Origin of the sequence: Robertmurraya sp. (genome assembly GCF_036676585.1) — a bacterium.
Classification (GTDB): domain Bacteria; phylum Bacillota; class Bacilli; order Bacillales; family Cytobacillaceae; genus Robertmurraya_A.
Genome location: NZ_JAKFCQ010000108.1, coordinates 1 through 14,183 on the forward strand (window position 1 = coordinate 1; position 14,183 = coordinate 14,183).

Consider the following 14,183-nt stretch of genomic DNA (forward strand, 5'->3'; position numbering starts at 1 on the left):
CCACGGGTGCTGATTAACCAATCATTTCCTTTCATTAAATCTAAGATTGTCCTCATGTTCCATGTATAAAAATTCAAAAATACTTATCTTCACTTCTGCTGGCAAAAGGTTACGCATCCAATATCGAGTAAAATTTAAAAAGGTAAGTTGAATGGTTCTCCATTTTTGGGATGCACCATTATAAACCCAACGTAACAGAACATAGGCGATGGTGGCACCAAAAAGCTGTCCATAGGCTGCATTGGGTGTATTGCCGTAAATCTGTTTCACATGAAGATGCTGCTTGATCCAGCGGAAAAACAACTCGATCTGCCAACGGAGACGATAGATCTGGGCAATCGTCTTTGGATCTACATCTAATAGATTGGTGACAACGCGAATCGGATGCCCCTTGTCATCGAGAAAAGTAACGACTCTTACCCGATGTTTCGTCCGTGACGAGCCTTTTCCTACATAACAGAAAATGTCTTCATGAATTTTTTCAGAAGGCTCACTCACGATGTCGGCATGATCACGGTCAATGGTATAGTCCTCTTTTACACGAATCACAAAGTAGCGGTTATCTTCCGTCATTTTATCGAATCGTTTCGCTCTAACATACCCCCGATCGGCTACAACAATCGTTCCAGGGTCACTAGGAAACACTTTCTCCGCCATCATCGAATCACCGGTTCGACCATCTGTCTCTTCGATTAAGGTAGGCATCTGGTCTTCTATATCATATTGGACATGAAGTCGTACGGCGTTACGAGTTTGTGTAAAAGAAGCCCATTTCATTCGTAGAGGAGTAAATGTAATGACCGTAGCATCTACAGCATAGAGAGGAAAAGGTAATTTCAATGTCCTTCTTGTTTGGCGATTACACCTTTGAACAAGAAGGGTAAAGAGTTCTTTAAATAAGAGATAAGGGACGAGAGCAGATTTTTTGCAGATGGTGGTATGATCAACCGCTTGAAGATCAGCCATCTTTTTCATGGCCGATTCACTGTCGCGAAACCCATTCCACTCTTCAACCGCAGCAGTTACCCAATACTTTAGGAGTTCATAGACGGTAAATTTCCGTGCTATTTCTTGATAACCATATTTCTCTGCCATCTCATACACTTCTTTTTCGGAAATTACTTGTTGTAACGCTCTTAGTAGTGTGCTAGTCTGTGACATAGAGGACACCTCGTTTATGCAATGGATTGTATGGGGATACAACCAATTGTATACGAGAGTGTCCTTTTCTACTACTCATTTATTCCCATAAACTGCCTAATCAGCACCCGTGGTCAGACCCCGAAGATTTGCTCAGCAACTGGCATAAAGGCTCTTAACTTTGTTAGGATTATTCCCCTACCCACCGAGGCCAACATATTTTGCTTCCTGGAGTGATCTATGAGTATCGGAAAGTTCCCTTAAACCTTTCCCTCAAAAATTTTTCTAACTCTTTATCACAGCAATATACGTAGCATCCTTTCATTCCGCGAGTCATTAATGTCTTGTATGTATTACGAATTAAACTTTCAAGTGGATCTTGATATCCTTTCTTAGGTTTAGCAGGCTTAGCCCCTTTATCTTTAAAGTTTTCTCGGTTTATGATAAGTGATCTACTATCCGAATCGTACCCTAAGTCAGGTCCAACAATAACCCCTACATAATCCATCTCTAAACCTTGTACCGTGTGGATACACCCTACCTGATAGGCACAATCCGGATGAATAGCCCAATCTATTCGATTAGGATCATTCCATGGAAGAGCAAATTGATGCTCTGGAATCATAACGTCTTTCGCCAGTTCTCCATCAATCAGGTTTTTTGTCCATTCCCATGCATACCCGGCTAATAGCCTTCCCTCACGTTCCTTCACGATCTCTTGGATCAGTTCGTGTGGACTGGATACAATTCGAAAATCGTAATCACCTTCCAAAGGCTCTACATGTTGTTCATATCCAAGAACGCTATTTAACCAAGAAATGTAGTTCCCAGATCCTGAACAGCGGTACTGTGATTCAAGTTCGACCACATGGGTGTCCGCTCCTAATCTGGAAGATTCCTTCGCGATCAGATCCAAGGTTCCAATATCTTTTTTGGAAATTTTTTGAAAATCATCAATAAAAAACACGCTCATTCGCGAAGAACGAATAATTTGAGTGACTTGATTTTCCCCTTCGATTTTCTTCTGCATGTGACCGAATTCTTTTAAACGGTGGGCTTCATCACAGATCAAAATATCAAAAGCATTGACAGGAGTATCAACATAGGACGCTGATCCTTAAAACAAATCTCTCACTTCTACATGTCGAGATGTACCCATTAATTTTTTTCGGAGTATTTCCCGAAATGCTTGATTAGGCGTAATGTATTGGACATTCTCTCCACTCTTGAGCATATAGCTTAATAGATTAAGACCAATCACGGATTTCCCCGTGCCCGGTCCACCTTTGATAAGGATAACCTGCTTTCGATCGGTATGGTTTTGAAATTGCTGATGAAGACTGACCACTTTTTCAAAAGCTACCTTTTGTTCATCAAGCAATATAAATTCTTCATTGCCTCTCAAGAGAGAACTGACGGTTTCTACTAGTTTCTTAGAAGGTCGAATTTTACCATTCTCAATTGCTTCGGCAATATCCTTCCCATTCCCATTAGCTACTGACTTTTGAAGGTCTTTTGCGAGATCTCGATCATTAAATTGAAAGTATATAGGCGAATCACCAAAATATTCATGATAACGCTGATCCAATAATGGTTCATCAGACATGGCCATAATATAGTTGTGAAGATACACACAAGATGACAGATGGATCTTGGAGGAATCACTGTACAATGCTTCATTAAAGTTTTGCAGATATCGTTTGTAAGATGAAGCTTGATAAGAAGGATGAACCGTCTCCCTTTCCCTTTGGCCTAAAAAGGTTTTTACAATTCCGTTTCCTTCGGCTCTCTTCGCCTTCTCCCACTGCTTAAGTTCGATAATCACCGCATTCTTTTTCCCTTTCTTATCTCGGCCCGCGATAAGAAAATCAATTCGTTTTTCAGTGGAGGGAAGCTTGTATTCTAATAAAATATGGGTATCCTCTTTTAAATTGGCATCGCGTAAAACCTTAGCCATTTGTGGAAGAGATCTCTCCCAGGAAGTTAGTTCACTAGGGGAAACCACTTTGTTCATCTTTTTAAGAACATTAGTCTTTAAGACATATCCAATCTTATTTTCATAGATGTGACTTAAAAATTGGGATGAAGTTTCATTATATATGATCATCTAACATGGTCCTTATGTCATATTTTGTATTATATTGCCAATATTAGCACACGACTATATACCTGTATAGACTTTACTCTAGGTACCATTCATGTCCAATGTTGCCCCCTCACAGCTCGTTATATTTCTTATTTGATCCATAGGCCTTCTCCACTGGATACTTCTGTTGGTTCTTCTCCAACTTCTCTAGGATCGCTTCCTTTATATCAATGTTTAGATCGTGGGAGAGGTATAAAGCATAGATTAATATATCTGCCAGTTCCTCTTTAATATTTAGAAAGTTCTTTTCGATAGACTGTTCACTATCTTTCCATTGAAAATTCTCTAAAAGCTCACTTGCTTCCAAAGAAATGGAGATAGCTAAATCCTTCGGATTATGAAATTTCTCCCAGTCTCTTTCCTTGCGGAATTCTAGGATATTATTGATGAGTTCTTTCATTATTTTCCTCAAAGTTTGATTTACGACCATTATACAAGAGATGATGAGAAGTTCTGTATTTTTTGAAAATACATTTCGAATGTTCTTAAAACCCTCTGATTGAGCGGTTATTCAGGTTAAGACCTCTTCTTGAAGAAGGATCAAGAGCCTTTCCGAATAGAGAGGCTCTTTACTCACTGTTACCTCTTTAACTTACCTCGATAAGTTAGTAGTGAACAGCAGCACTTCAAATGTGTTGCGTTTAAAACCAACCACTATTCTAATTTTTTCAACTCTAAACTTTGCCATTTGGATAATTATGGAATAGTAATATATTTTACATTCTATTTACTACTTATCCATTCCATCCTTAATATAATGATAAAGCTTACCATCAATAGGTTGCTCCATAACCATATTCATATGGACGACCGGAAGTTCTTGGCCATTCTTGTCCTGCATTATAGCCTGTTGAACACTCTTTTTATCAGGGATTGCCTTACCCAAATAGTAAAAGTCGCTTCCTTCATCGTCATCCTTCTTTACAAAAATATGTAGATCTATATCGTTTTCTTCTGCTTCAATAATGGTTTGAACTTCTTCTGATTTTAATGTTCTTTTACTTCTTGTATACCATTTAAGAACTTCTTGATTGAGAAACTCATCACCATAGTTCACACTTGACTCTACCTCGTCCTTTTTATGGTAGGTTATAAAAATGGGACAAGTATGGTATTTGGTTTTGTAACCATACACAGTGGAACTTTCGTCAATATCCCAGTTCAATAACTTACAAGCGTCTTTTCTTGAATACTTTTCATATAAAGTAAGAGGTTGATCGCATTGATAAACCATGTTCTTTTCTTTTGCACTTCGAACAACGTCTATAACCAAATTTTTAAAGTGTAAATTTGTATTAAGACTTTCCTGAATCCTATCGTAAAATATAAAATATTCACCATCAATCAAGGTAATGATTGGTTTTTCCCCATATTTCTCCTTATACATTTGAGTAAAAAACGACAGATCAAAAATACGTTGAACAGAAGCAATAGTAGCATCATCTGTTCGACAATTAGATTCCATTAAAGCATGAATATACTCCTTAAATCCTACTATTTCATTTCGTAATAACAAATCCAATAATATAATTTCATGCTTACGTTTTCCGTTTAATACTTCTAGTGAAAGCATGGTTAAAACTTTATTTTCATAGTCTGTTAATGCCGGAATTTCTTCCTTCATTTTTAGTAAAAATTGATAGTAATTTGAATGCTCATATACAATGACAACAGGATCGATAGAATGATGGGATACAAAATCATATAAATAGGGGACTCTACCTATCCTATTTTTAAGCTCGACAAAAGCTTCTTTTAAGACTTTCATTGCTGTTAATCTGCTGTTATTAATCGCTTTAAAAATTCGTTTTTTTGCTATTTCTTCAAAGTTAATGGTTGAGATTCCTTTTATATAGCTTGTATCCTGTGTATGTCGACGGATATTGTCTTTGTTTTGCGATTTATCTCCCGAAAGGGCGATCGGAATTAAATAGTTATTTTTATAATTGCCAATGAAATCGATGATCGTAACAAAATCTTTCGAATCATGCTTACGGAGTCCACGTCCAAGCTGCTGAATAAAGATAATGCTAGATTGAGTTTGTCTTAACATTACAACTTGATTAATACATGGGATATCAATCCCCTCATTAAAAATATCTACGGTTAAGATATAATCAAGTTTCCCATTTTCTAATTCATTTACCCGGATTGCTCGTTCTTCTTGAGAATGGTCCCCAGTTAACGCAACAGTGTGAAATCCTTTTTCGTTTAATAATAGAGACAATTTTTCCGCTTCTTCTTTTCGACTACAAAATATCAAGCCTTTTACTTTTTCACCAGAAAAACCATAGTATTCTATCTTTTCTATGATATGATTTACACGCTCTTCGGTAAGAAGCTTCGTTAAAAGTGTGGTGTCCTCTATTGTCTCTCCATTCAATTCTAGGTCCGTGACTCCAAAATAGTGAAAAGGACAAAGCATATCTTCTTCAAGCGCTTCTTGTAATCGAATTTCATATGCAATATTATAGTCAAACAGTTCATAAATATTAAAATCATCTGTCCGTTCAGGTGTTGCAGTCATTCCCATAAAAAATTGGGGTTTGAAATATTCAATCACTCTACGATAAGATTTGGCACCTGCTTTATGAACTTCATCTATTAAAATAAAGTCAAATGCCTCGCGATTGAATTGATTTAAAGTTTCTTCTTTGGAAATGGTCTGGATCGTTGCAAATAAATACTTTGCATCTGATTGCTTATTCGAACCTGATAGAATCCCAAAATCTTCTTCTATTCCACCAAGAATTCTTATATAGTCTGATTTCGCTTTATTTAGTATTTGCTCGCGGTGAACAATAAATAGCATCCGTTTAGGAGCGAACCGTCTCACATCAAATGCGGAAAGATAGGTTTTACCCGTTCCTGTTGCCGAAATAATCAAGCCCTTTTCTTTTCCTGCATTACGAAGCGCTTGGATTTCTTGCAATGCAGCCTGTTGCATTTTATTAGGCACAATTTTAACAGCATTTTCGATAGAATTGATATGATATTTAGCCGGTAATTCAACCAATTGATCCATTACCTTATTGTCTAAAGCCTGAGTATATGTCTTTTCATAATTTTGAATCCATTCTTCAGACAATGGTTGAGCGTCCTGCCACACCTCTTCAAATTGATTTTTGAAATGATGGACGATCTCTCCATTTTCATGGGAGGTCAATTTTACATTCCATTCATAGTTTACTTTCAATGCATGTGCAGTTAAATTTGAGCTCCCAACAATTAGTGAGTAATGGGTATTATGATTAAATATGTATCCTTTAGAATGAAAACCTTGTAAATTTGTTAACCTAACCTCTACATTGTTAATCTTCATCAACTCTCTAAATACCTTAGGTTGATTGAAGTTTAAAAATGTTGAAGTCAATATTCGCCCTTTAATTCCTTTACGATTGAGATCGTAAAGATGAGATTTTAGAGTAGCAAGACCACTTTCAGTAATAAATGCAACAGAAAAAATAAAGGAAACACTGCTTTCAAGCTCTTCAAGCAATGTAGTTAGGACGCTCTCATTTTTTTTCGTATTATTGACTAATAATTTAGGCTTGTAACTTGCTGATTGACTATACTTCTGATCGATAAATCCCTTATGTAAGGATGCTTCTAGATTTTGTATAAATGTCTCCATATGATCACCATTGATTATCCATATTCAAGTTTATTTTTATGTTCATAGTTTTGTATGTATATTCCCCATGAAAAACCAATAACTCTATTGGCAATTAACCTTATTTCGCCAAAAATACTTTTGATAATTTTTCAATAGTTGGAATATCCGCAGGTGCCCAATCTAAGGATGAGAGCTCATTAGGTGACAACCATTTAATTGATGCATGCTCAGTTAGGGAAGGTTTTCCTTCCATTAGTTTGCAATAAAAGGTAGTCAAATGAACAATACCAAAATCATATTCATAAACTGTATAATCGATCTGCTCACCAATCTCGACTTTGCAATGCATTTCTTCCTTAATTTCACGTTGTAAGGCTTCTTGAGGTGACTCATCTTTCTCAATTTTCCCACCTGGAAATTCCCATTTATAAGGTAATGCCTTAGTTGGCCCTCTTTGTGCACATAAGATTTTCTCGTTTTCAATGATCACTGCTCCAACAACATATATATCCTTTTTCATTAGATCCTCCTTATGAAGATAACTACTTAATTCTCGGTTTACTTGTTTTTTCTATTATATATTTCCTGGAGTAACATAAATAATGTAAATATCACATTAATCTTTAGATATTCTAAATAAAAAGGTTTTTCTGTCTTTAATCTTTAGCCAAACATTAGGTGTTCCCTATTTTAAGGTTTTTTCAATTGCTTTCCATTCATGTTCAATAAAAGGCTCTTTATACAATTCATTCACCTGCCAAAGTCCACTTTCCCTGATCTTCTCCTTCGGAGAATGTAACCCCAGCCACATTGAAGATGGACCGCATTCATTGCATTGGGAAACCGTTGATATGATCTTAGATTCCAACCATAAACGGCGATCTTTATCATCCTCTTGAATAACACAGAACGAAAAATTCTCCTGCAAAAATAGAGTAATTCTTTTCTCTACCATTTGTTGAAATGGACTATCGACAAGATGACCATACACATCTTTCATTTTCCTGGTAGTCAAATCCTTTTCCCAAACCTCTAAATAAGGATGTTTTTCTGAATGAAGTAAGCACCTTCCAATATTTTTTCTAAAAATACTCCTGTCCTTATTCTCTTGTATAAAGTGTTGCTTGAGTCTTGATCTTAATTGATTCATGCCCGTATGGGCGCCCACTCTTACAATTCGATCATGACCATGACCGGGTTCATTTTTCTGAAATAGTATGTAAACTCCATTATTTGGTAGAAGATGCTCTATAATAGGAAAAGTAAATCGTTGAATACAATTAACATAATGGTGCAGCTTCTCACATACTTGATTCATGACCCCACCTTCCCTTTTAAATATTGCAGTTGTTTACCAATCGTCAAACCTTTTAAAGGAATTTGGTAATTCTTAATGAAAGGGACAAGGTATTTTCTATATTTATCTCCTGCCAAAAAAATGACTTCGTCTCTTTCCAAAGAAATTTCACCCTTTAAACTATCTAGTACTTGAGTAGCCCAATATTTGATTTCCTTGGAAGTTTTAGTATTAAGAGTTTCATCATAGGGGTCAATTTCATCATCTAAACAGACTAGGCCATGTTTGGCGGAAAGGATAAATATCCTATCTGGAATTAAAGATCTAGCATATTGCAAATTCATAGTAAATAGTGGACTGGTATATAGATCTTTTGCTTTCGATCTATGATGGTGTTTTTTACTAACACAAGAAATCAATACAATTCTTTTCATTGCCCTACCCCACCTTCTCTCTAGTAATATTACTTCCCCCCCTTCCTCTCAAAATGCTCATGCAGCCTATACAAACAAATCTCTCTCGTCCATTGATAAACCATCTCTTGATCCTCTGGAACTATATCAAAATTAAATCGAAAGATACCATCTTCAAACTTCACTAACCCTTTGGAGCTACTAGACCACTTGGTCATCGGCATGTCAGCGATCAACTTGGCTACCTTGGTCTGATCATACTCCCACAACTTTTGCGATGATGAATCGGAGAAGTCAATTTGCTTCCGGTATTCTTTTTTCGTCAGGTAATGGTGAAAATAAGGAGCAGCTTGTTCAGGGGTAATCGGTTCAAGCCAGTGCTCTGTTCCCTTTTCCAACATATATAAAAGCACAACCATCTTATAGCTCTTCGCCATTCCGGTGGCTTCCACTTCCCGCAGCCATGGTTCCACTCTCTTAAAAGCTTCTATTTCTCTATCATTCAATTCCCCCGCCCAATATAGGAATCCAACATACGATTTAAACTCCTGCTTATATGCTTTGGAATCAGCATTTCCGTGCAAATGAAGCTCCAAATAAGTGGGTCGTCTTCCTAACTCTTGCTTTAATTCGAGATAAGCATCTCTGAGATTATCTTTTCGAGGCTGTCTCTTTTTAGCCATTTCTTTTAATAGATGAATGGCTTGTATGTCTATTTCCCATTGGCATATGTCTGGAATAACCGGGTTGATGGAAACACGTCCTGCTGTTTTTTCTGATAGAGTATCGTTTTGGGTGTCAAATAAACCTATCTTTACATCGGCATTTCGGTAATTTCCGATTAAATCGATGATGGTACAATACTCTTTCCCCTCGTGGAGTCTTAATCCCCGACCGATCTGCTGAGTAAAGACGGTAAGGGATTCTGTTGGTCTAGTAAAAAGCAGCGTGTCCACCGAAGGAATGTCTACTCCTTCATTGAAAAGATCTACGGTGAAGATGACTTGCAATCTTCCATTCTCCAATTGCTGAATGGCTTGCTGCCTTGTCATTTCAGTTGTTTTTGAATGCAGGCTAAGGGCAGGAACTCCCTTTTGATTAAAATAGTTGGCTAGAAAGTTTGCCTGTCGTATGGATGAACAAAAGCCCAGGGTTCGTGTCTGTTTATATTGGTTCCAGGCTTGGTAGATTTTTTCCGCCATTTCTTCTCGCAATTGAGCAGCTAGCAGTTCTTCCTCATCATAGCGAGTTCCCAGCCAGGTGATTTTCGAGTAGTCCGTTTCGTCATATACTCCATAATAATGAAAGGGAGCCAGCCACCTTCTTTGTATCGCATCTAGGAAATGGAGCTGATAGGCCACGTTCCCGTCGCATATGGCGTAGACATCTTTTCGGTCCATCCGGTCAGGTGTAGCGGTGATCCCTAGTAAAAATGATGGTTTATAGTAATCCAACAGTCGCTGGTAGGTCGTAGCGGCAGCATGGTGAAACTCATCAATAATGATTAAATCAAAAGCATCAGACGCAAACTTTTCCCGGTTGTGTTTCATTCCAAGTGTAAACACCGAAGCGAAGATCACTTCGGCTTCTGTTTCTTTATATGTTCCGTTATAGATGCCAAAGGTGCGATCAGGCATGATGCGTTGAAAAGACGTTTTGGCTTGGAAGAGGATCTCTTCCCGATGAGCAATAAATAGGATTCGTTGAAAAGGCTGGGCAAAAAAGCCGGCTAAGTACGTTTTTCCTAAACCAGTCGCCATGACTACCATGGCCTTGTCATATCCTTCCTCCCGCGTCTTTTCCAGCTCGAGAAGAGCTTCTTGTTGAGCAGGTCTTGGTGTCAGAATGGAATACAGCGCCCCTTGTTCCTTGATCTCATGGGGAACCTCTTGATCCTTGGGAAGGCTGTACATGAGTTCTTTGGCTTCCTCTTCCGTCCAAGTCCGGATCAATTGAGGATGCTTTTGATGGTAATCTTCATACTCTTTTTCATAAACTATGATTGTTTCCGTATTTACCGGAATCGTCTGATCATGATTGAAAGCTTTCATAAATTCATCGAGAGCTCTTTGAAAAACATCCGGTTCCTTTCCTGCGTCCACCGAAAGGTTCCACTCCGTTCCATACGTAAGAGCAGAACGAGATAGGTTCGATGATCCGATGATCAGCATGCCCTCTCCATCTTTTTGCTGAAATAGATAGGCTTTTGGGTGAAAAGAAGATCCACTGCTTTTCCACAGCCGGACTTCGATTCGGTCATCGATTTCGATGAGTCTTCTGAGTGCTGCAGGTTGGGTGACAAATAAATAATCCCCTGCCAATAGCTTGACTTCCGCACCTTTTTGGATTGCGCTTTTGATAGACTCCTCTACCAAACGAACTCCTGAATCCATAACAAATGAAATGATAAAATAAATGGAAGCAGAAGATTCTATAGCTGGAATTAAATCAGAGAGAATATCATTTGTGATGAGTTTAATTCTCGCCATCTTCCACCTCGATTAATAGCAATCGTTCCTGGAACTCACCTCTTTTTTCAGCTTTTTCCGCTCGAATGGTTTCGAGTTCCTCTTGGGAGGAACCATGAACCTCAGCTAACGCATAGACGACCTCCAAAAGATCCGCCAATTCCTCAAGGGCTTCAGCATCTGATGTACTTTGTAAGTATTCTCCCATTTCCTCCTGGCATTTCTTTTGAAGCTCATCCTTATATTCATCCTGTTCCAATACTCGCGTCTTGTATGTCTTGCCCGTTAGAGCAATAATTTCAGGTATTCGGTCCCGGATCAATTTATTGTATATAGGCACAAAGTCTGCTCCTTTATATGGTTTAATAATTTGAGTATAAGAAAGCTACTAGCGTAGCTTTATACGTATAATACTTTCCGATTAAGTATAACAAAAGCCTGACAGATTATGTCAGACTTTCCATAGAAATTCTATAAAATTTGAAAAAATCGTCGATCTATGGATACGGCACCAAATTGGGGATCGCCTTTCGAATGCCTCCTCGTGGATCTTCTATATCTCCTTTATAGCGAGGGATAAGATGGATATGCAAATGCATAACGGTCTGCCCGCCAAATTCTCCGATATTGACGCCGATATTGTAGCCATCCGGTTGGTATTGTTGATCGATAATTTCTTTTCCTTGATGGATCAATTGATGGATCGCCATGATTTCATCTTCCGTTGCTTCAAAATACGTTTCTACGTGACGTTTGGGGACAAAAAGAAGATGGCCTTTCTGAACTGGGTATTTGTCATAAAAGGCTTTAGCCAGTTTATTTTCTAGGATAATCTGCTCGTTTGGCATGGTACAAAAGGGACAAGTCATGGGACACACCTCGATGATAAAATAACAATTGATAGATTGTCAGCGTTCTTGTTCTTTAATTTTCTTCCAAACCAAAGTTGGTATAGAAACGAAAAATATCTTTTACCGCAAAATTTATTTCCGCGAAGAGCGTTGATGAAAAATGGGTTTCGACATCAAATACATCTTCCCTCACGAAACTATGGTTAATTAATACGTATTTCGCTATATATTGATTAGAATGGTCTACAATCCAATATTCTTTCACACCAGATTTTTCGTAGTCATTTAACTTGGTAACCAAATCTGTTCTGGATGTAGAAGGGGATAATACCTCTACCACCAAATCAGGTGCCCCGTAGCACTTTCCTTGTCGAATTTTTTTGTGGTCACAAATGACTGAAATGTCTGGTAAAAAGAATTTCTCCTTTTCCCAATCCTTGATTTCTGTTCCGTACGGGATTACAGCCAGGTTACTTCCGAAAACAGTGCAATGGCTTCCCTTTAAGGCTGAAGTCAGCTCTCCAATTAAAGAAGCGACTATAGCCTCGTGACCAGCAGAGGCGGGGGACATTAGGGCGGGATAACCTTCATGAAGTTCATACCGGCCTTCTTTAAAATCCAATTGAAGGAATTCTTCCACTGTATACTTCTGATTGACATTCAGCTTTTCCACAAATACACCCCCTCTTGTCCTTATTTTATCATGGATGAATCAACTGTAACAAATGGCACACCATCTATTTTCCAGCACGCTATACTTCTCTTTCAGAATGTTTTCTCTAATTCTTCCAGACGTTCAGATCATCCTCCATTTGTTCCAAACGCAAAGACAGAGCTAGTTTTTGATTCTTCCATATCGTCCGGTCCATCAGAACGTCCTGATTTTCACCCGTGTCCCTCATCCTAATCACCTCCTATTTGTTCATTTGGAGAATACATGATACCTGCTTCCGCAAAAAAAGCTTACGACGGAGAAAAATCCTCTTCTACTTCCAAATCCCCGGTATTATACTGGAGAAAAAGAAACAGAAAGGTTGATCCCCATCGGTTTGACATGGATTCCTTTTCTGTGATGCTGCAAAATAAACTTATAGAAGCTGAAATTGGAGTAGATATGATATGAACTACACTTTAATTGAAAAGATATTCGATATTTATTCCCAAGAAGGAAAAGTAGATTTTCTGCAGCAAAGGGAAACATACCGCATCCAGGCCGAAGACAGTAATGTTTTTCTGATGCAAGGAGAAGACATCATGCACCGCTTCCGGCATATTCAAGAGGCTGTCATCTTCCTAGCCAGCTTGGATGATATGCAATTGCTGACAAAGAAAGGGTCATGAGAAAAAATTTCATTCTCTTTCAAACCCCATGATTCCACAGTTGACTATAACTATAGAAGCCAAATAATAGATCCCTTTTACCTAGAGCCCGTACCCAGGAAATTTACAATAAAAGACTGGAAGCCATCCTTTTATGTCCATAACATTCTCCATCAGTGATCCTGCACGTCACCTCTTGGAACCGTCCACTCTCAGCGCCCTTCCTAAATTCAACAATTCTTCCCTGAAAGCAGGCTTCCTAGGATATTTTGAGAGAAGCAAACGTACGGATTGATCAGCCTTGGTAGATAATCCAGGTGAAATGCACATTCGTCAATGTTAAATCGAAGGGCACCAGCGACTCTAGTTAACTTAGAGTTGTCTACCAATCCGAAATGAGACAGATATTCCTATCAAAAACATAACATATTTTCAATATTTTCAAACACATAGAATTAAAACAATGATTGAAAAAATGACTCCTTCCCATAAACAAAAGAAGGAGTCATTTTTTTATTTTTGAAACAAAGTAGAAAAAACGTGGATCATTATCCAATTATTCACACGCTTTTTTGATGATGTGATATCCAAACTGAGTCGGGATTCATGAGCCCCGTTTTGTTGGGCGTATTTCTAAATGTCTGCCAGACTCCCGCTATTTCCCCAAAGTCAATGACTCGTCAATAAATTGACGAGCTTGTATCTAACCAGTAGTGCAAGCGTTTCTGACGAAACTCCTACCTTTTGACATCCGAAAACGTGTTGATACATCAGGGCAGATTGACAGCTACCCGACCACACAGGTCATACCTGTACAGTCACTTCAACGATGTACTCAATTCCTTTTCGTTGAAGATTCATGGCTCCAATCCGATCATCATTCGATTGATAAGAGCAGTTTTTACAGCAGAAAGTATGCTTTTTCTTATTGC

The 14,183-nt window shown here is 38.2% G+C and carries 12 protein-coding genes and 2 pseudogenes; 1 reads left to right on the forward strand and 13 read right to left on the reverse strand.

The features are described 5' to 3' along the window. Positions 1–21: 21 nt before the first annotated feature. The 12 genes and pseudogenes from ACGLXV_RS14910 to ACGLXV_RS14965 all read right to left on the reverse strand — a co-directional run bounded on the left by ACGLXV_RS14910 (position 22) and on the right by ACGLXV_RS14965 (position 12,833). A complete protein-coding gene (locus ACGLXV_RS14910) occupies positions 22–1,161 on the reverse strand; it encodes an IS4 family transposase (RefSeq protein WP_391559267.1) in 1,140 nt (379 codons plus the stop codon). A 217-nt stretch (positions 1,162–1,378) separates the two neighbouring features. After that, a pseudogene (locus ACGLXV_RS14915) lies at positions 1,379–3,247 on the reverse strand (DUF2075 domain-containing protein). A 109-nt stretch (positions 3,248–3,356) separates the two neighbouring features. Beyond that, a complete protein-coding gene (locus ACGLXV_RS14920) occupies positions 3,357–3,689 on the reverse strand; it encodes a nucleotide pyrophosphohydrolase (RefSeq protein ID WP_391559280.1) in 333 nt (110 codons plus the stop codon). A 327-nt stretch (positions 3,690–4,016) separates the two neighbouring features. After that, positions 4,017–6,920 carry a DEAD/DEAH box helicase gene (locus tag ACGLXV_RS14925; RefSeq protein ID WP_391559268.1) on the reverse strand — a complete coding sequence of 968 codons (2,904 nt, stop codon included), beginning with the start codon at positions 6,918–6,920 and terminating at the stop codon, positions 4,017–4,019. Between the two features lie 100 nt (positions 6,921–7,020). Then, entirely contained in the window at positions 7,021–7,422 is a 402-nt protein-coding gene (locus ACGLXV_RS14930) for a (deoxy)nucleoside triphosphate pyrophosphohydrolase (protein ID WP_391559269.1), read from the reverse strand. A gap of 165 nt (positions 7,423–7,587) precedes the next feature. Beyond that, a complete protein-coding gene (locus tag ACGLXV_RS14935) occupies positions 7,588–8,220 on the reverse strand; it encodes a GIY-YIG domain-containing protein (protein ID WP_391559270.1) in 633 nt (210 codons plus the stop codon). Continuing rightward, positions 8,217–8,633, reverse strand: a complete 417-nt coding sequence (locus tag ACGLXV_RS14940) for a DUF6884 domain-containing protein (protein WP_391559271.1) — start codon at positions 8,631–8,633, stop codon at positions 8,217–8,219. Before ACGLXV_RS14940 ends, ACGLXV_RS14935 begins: the two co-directional genes overlap by 4 nt. A 29-nt stretch (positions 8,634–8,662) precedes the next feature. Next, the gene (locus ACGLXV_RS14945) at positions 8,663–11,101 is read right to left on the reverse strand and encodes a DEAD/DEAH box helicase family protein (RefSeq protein WP_391559273.1); all 2,439 of its coding nucleotides are present in this window, start codon (positions 11,099–11,101) and stop codon (positions 8,663–8,665) included. Then, positions 11,088–11,420: a phosphoribosyl-ATP pyrophosphohydrolase gene (locus ACGLXV_RS14950; protein ID WP_391559274.1), complete on the reverse strand. Its 333-nt coding sequence runs from the start codon at positions 11,418–11,420 to the stop codon at positions 11,088–11,090. Before ACGLXV_RS14950 ends, ACGLXV_RS14945 begins: the two co-directional genes overlap by 14 nt. A gap of 157 nt (positions 11,421–11,577) precedes the next feature. Then, the gene (locus tag ACGLXV_RS14955; protein WP_391559275.1) at positions 11,578–11,949 is read right to left on the reverse strand and encodes an HIT family protein; all 372 of its coding nucleotides are present in this window, start codon (positions 11,947–11,949) and stop codon (positions 11,578–11,580) included. A gap of 55 nt (positions 11,950–12,004) precedes the next feature. Beyond that, entirely contained in the window at positions 12,005–12,604 is a 600-nt protein-coding gene (locus ACGLXV_RS14960) for a Uma2 family endonuclease (protein ID WP_391559276.1), read from the reverse strand. A 106-nt stretch (positions 12,605–12,710) separates the two neighbouring features. After that, the gene (locus tag ACGLXV_RS14965; RefSeq protein ID WP_391559277.1) at positions 12,711–12,833 is read right to left on the reverse strand and encodes a hypothetical protein; all 123 of its coding nucleotides are present in this window, start codon (positions 12,831–12,833) and stop codon (positions 12,711–12,713) included. Between the two features lie 217 nt (positions 12,834–13,050). Here ACGLXV_RS14965 and ACGLXV_RS14970 point away from each other — a divergent pair, with 217 nt between their 5' ends. Further along, positions 13,051–13,272: a hypothetical protein gene (locus ACGLXV_RS14970; protein WP_391559279.1), complete on the forward strand. Its 222-nt coding sequence runs from the start codon at positions 13,051–13,053 to the stop codon at positions 13,270–13,272. Between the two features lie 783 nt (positions 13,273–14,055). On the opposite strand, the pseudogene ACGLXV_RS14975 reads toward ACGLXV_RS14970, so the two are convergent. Next, positions 14,056–14,183 (reverse strand): annotated as a pseudogene (locus ACGLXV_RS14975) (RNA-guided endonuclease InsQ/TnpB family protein); the annotation flags it as partial.

What these genes read in the sequence shown, in the direction of transcription:
- ACGLXV_RS14930 (WP_391559269.1), bottom strand. Translation starts at nt 7,422, where the DNA reads ATGAAAAAGGATATATATGTTGTTGGAGCAGTGATCATTGAAAACGAG.
- ACGLXV_RS14945 (WP_391559273.1), bottom strand. Translation starts at nt 11,101, where the DNA reads ATGGCGAGAATTAAACTCATCACAAATGATATTCTCTCTGATTTAATT.
- ACGLXV_RS14940 (WP_391559271.1), bottom strand. Translation starts at nt 8,633, where the DNA reads ATGAAAAGAATTGTATTGATTTCTTGTGTTAGTAAAAAACACCATCAT.
- ACGLXV_RS14970 (WP_391559279.1), top strand. Translation starts at nt 13,051, where the DNA reads ATGAACTACACTTTAATTGAAAAGATATTCGATATTTATTCCCAAGAA.
- ACGLXV_RS14965 (WP_391559277.1), bottom strand. Translation starts at nt 12,833, where the DNA reads ATGAGGGACACGGGTGAAAATCAGGACGTTCTGATGGACCGGACGATA.
- ACGLXV_RS14935 (WP_391559270.1), bottom strand. Translation starts at nt 8,220, where the DNA reads ATGAATCAAGTATGTGAGAAGCTGCACCATTATGTTAATTGTATTCAA.
- ACGLXV_RS14910 (WP_391559267.1), bottom strand. Translation starts at nt 1,161, where the DNA reads ATGTCACAGACTAGCACACTACTAAGAGCGTTACAACAAGTAATTTCC.
- ACGLXV_RS14955 (WP_391559275.1), bottom strand. Translation starts at nt 11,949, where the DNA reads ATGACTTGTCCCTTTTGTACCATGCCAAACGAGCAGATTATCCTAGAA.
- ACGLXV_RS14925 (WP_391559268.1), bottom strand. Translation starts at nt 6,920, where the DNA reads ATGGAGACATTTATACAAAATCTAGAAGCATCCTTACATAAGGGATTT.